The following is a 2,689-nucleotide window of genomic DNA, read 5'->3' as shown; positions in this document are numbered from 1 at the left end:
GCACCCCACCGTCGTGCGGCCACCCGGGCGCCGTCGCCGGGTGGTGGGCAGCCCGGTCCCCGCCGACCACTAAAGTCGTACGGATGATCGAGTCCGCGTCGACCCCCGGCCCCGACCGGCTGCCCACCGCGGTCGGGCTCGTCGGCGACGTCGGGATGATCCGCCGGCTCAAGGCCCTCGCGCTGACACAGCCGCTGCACGATCTCGACGTGCGCAAGGCGCACCTGGACGGCGCGGATTTCGCCGTCTACGCGATGGCCGAACTCGGCCTGCATGCGATCGACCAGGTCACCGTGGCGATGGACTTCGATCGCGGCGCGGATCACGACCAGGTGTGCCGCCGCCTCGTCCCGCTCGCCGCCGCCCAGGCGCCCGACCGTCCGAGCGCCGAGCACGAACGGGTGGCGTCCTGGGTGCTGCACAACCTCATCAACGTCGGCAACGTCAACCGGGGGTTCGAGGCCGGATACGGCACCCTGCACGCCGACGGCCGCTACGAACGGCGCCGCTTCGACTTCAAGCTGCTCGTCGAGTTCGCCGATCCGCACGGCGAGATCTACCTGCGGGCCACCGACGAGGCGGTGACCGTGCTGGTCGGGGCATTGGACACCGACATCACCTCGGCGCAGGTCGCCGCCGAGGTCGCCCTCGACACGCTCATCCGCCGCGGCCGGCTCGCCGACGCCCGCAGCGCGGCAGAGGCCGCCCGGTACCGCACCGTGCAGTACGCCGAGCAGCTGCGCCGCCACCTCGACGCGACGCGGCGCAACGTCCTGGCCGTCGACTGGCTGCACGCCATGCCCGCCCTCGTCGACGAGGCCCTGCAGCACGTCGAGCAGCGCTACCGGTACGAGAACGCGATCCTCACCCACATCCGCCGCTACCGTGACTCCGCCGAGGACGCCGACCACAAACGCCAGGCCGCGGACCTGGTCACGATCGTCGGGGACTGCATCCGCCGGCACACCCAGTTGCAGGCCCGACTGTTGGAGGCGGGCGCCGTCTTCCGCGCCGAGCAGGACCGCCAGCAGTTCGCCGTCACCCCGGCGCGCGGGGGCGTCGACCTGCATGCCCAGCTGCTGGTACCGACGTTGACGCTGGCCACCGGGGACGCACAGCGCCCGGCCGCGGCGTTCTTCCCCGGTGCCGTCGGCGTGCGCACGCCCCGCGCCCCCCGGGTACTCGACCTCGTCGACCTGCTGCTGCGCCCGCCGCTGGAACGCGACATGCTCGGCGCCGAGGTGATCGAGGCCGAGCTGGTGTCGCTGGCGGAGCCGGCGCGGTTCGACGACGAAACCTGGGCCCACGCGCTCGGGCTGCTCGAACTCGACCCGGCGGCGCCGCGTCGGCTGTCCGCCCTGCTCGCCGACGCCCGCCGCGGCGGCGAGCGGGACGTCGCCGAACTCGTCGCGCTGCTGGCGCTCCACGCGGTCAACCCCCTCGTCGACGCATCCCGGCAGGCAGGCGATGCCACCCTCACGGTCGCCGTCGACGACGGAGTGGAGCTCGACGATCCGGAGTTCGGCGGCGCCGACCTGCTCGTCGGCCGGGCCCGGATCGTCGTCGCTGCCAGCGCGGCGCAGTTGTCGGACCCGGCTGGTATCACATCAATCCTGACGAAACTGGAGCCGACGGGTGGCGCAGCTGCGCCGACGGGAGGGAGGTCACGATGAGCCAGCAGCCTGACACCATCGCCGAGGGGCCGACGACCGCCCACGACGCGGCCCGGCTGGTGTCGTTCGGCCTGCGGGCCCGGTTGGTACCGGCTCGCGACCCTGACTACCGCGACCTCGTGCGGCGTTACCTGCGGGAAGCGGAGTTCGCCGCGCTGACCCGGGCGATCGCCGCCGGCCTCGGGCTGATCGTGCTCGACGTCTCCGAGCGGGCGGGCCTGGTCCCGGCCGGCGCCGAGGACTCGGCCTTCGCCGTCCGGATCGGCGACTACGCCCGCCGTGCCGGCGGCGAGCATCGCGCGGCCGACCGGCTGCTGCACGCACTCGCCCAGCTCGCCGTCGCCGCGCTCGCCTACCCACGCCCGGCCGACCTCGCCGACGCCTCCTACGTCGGGCGGGTCAGCGTGCACGGCGTCGATGCCTTCGTCCGGGAGAGCTGCCGGCTGCTGGCCGAACGCACCGCCGACGACGACCTGAACGTCGATCCGCCGGTCGACGCGCCGCAGCTGGAGGCCGCCTGGCGCCTCTACGCCCGGCGCGCCTCGACCGGCACCACCCGCGACGCGCGCCGCCTCGCCGGGTCGACGACGGGAATCATCGCCCGGGCGATGAACTTCCTCGTCGAGTCCGGCTGCCTTGTTTCGGTCGGCGACGAGGCCGGCGGCACCTACCGGACCACGCCCCGCTACCAGGTCCAGATCCGCGAGCTGGCCGCGGATGCGGCCTTCGAGGAGCTGCTGGCCCTCGGCGTGGTCACGGTCACCGACGGGACCGGCAGCGTTCGGGTCCTCGTCGACGAGCCGGCCCTGCTCGAGGCGATGCCGATCGGGGGGACCTCGGATGTATGAGCTTTCCCGGGTGCGGCTGCACTCGATCGGGCCGCCGGGTGCGCGTTTCGGCGACGTGCTGTTGGACTTCTCGGGGGTGGGCGCACCGGTCGCCGGCCCTCGTCAGGACGGGCTGTTCCCGACGACGCGGGCGGTCGCGGGGGCGGTGGTTGGCGCTATGGTCGAGCC

The 2,689-nt window shown here is 73.7% G+C and carries 2 protein-coding genes; both read left to right on the top strand.

Features of this window, described 5'->3' with window-relative positions; genetic code table 11:
- Positions 1-83: 83 nt before the first annotated feature.
- Complete coding sequence (locus NBZ83_RS31420; RefSeq protein WP_261571039.1) at positions 84-1,673, top strand: hypothetical protein; 1,590 nt, start codon at positions 84-86, stop codon at positions 1,671-1,673.
- Positions 1,670-2,521, top strand: a complete 852-nt coding sequence (locus NBZ83_RS31415; RefSeq protein WP_261571037.1) for a hypothetical protein — start codon at positions 1,670-1,672, stop codon at positions 2,519-2,521. Before NBZ83_RS31420 ends, NBZ83_RS31415 begins: the two co-directional genes overlap by 4 nt.
- Positions 2,522-2,689: the final 168 nt, after the last annotated feature.

The sequence above is a fragment of the Frankia gtarii genome (genome assembly GCF_025403375.1).
Taxonomy (GTDB): domain Bacteria; phylum Actinomycetota; class Actinomycetes; order Frankiales; family Frankiaceae; genus Frankia; species Frankia gtarii.
This window is presented reverse-complemented; position numbering and strand designations above follow the sequence as displayed.

Excerpts from the sequence above, each read along its gene's own strand:
- NBZ83_RS31415 (WP_261571037.1), top strand. The coding sequence starts at position 1,670 with ATGAGCCAGCAGCCTGACACCATCGCCGAGGGGCCGACGACCGCCCAC.
- NBZ83_RS31420 (WP_261571039.1), top strand. The coding sequence starts at position 84 with ATGATCGAGTCCGCGTCGACCCCCGGCCCCGACCGGCTGCCCACCGCG.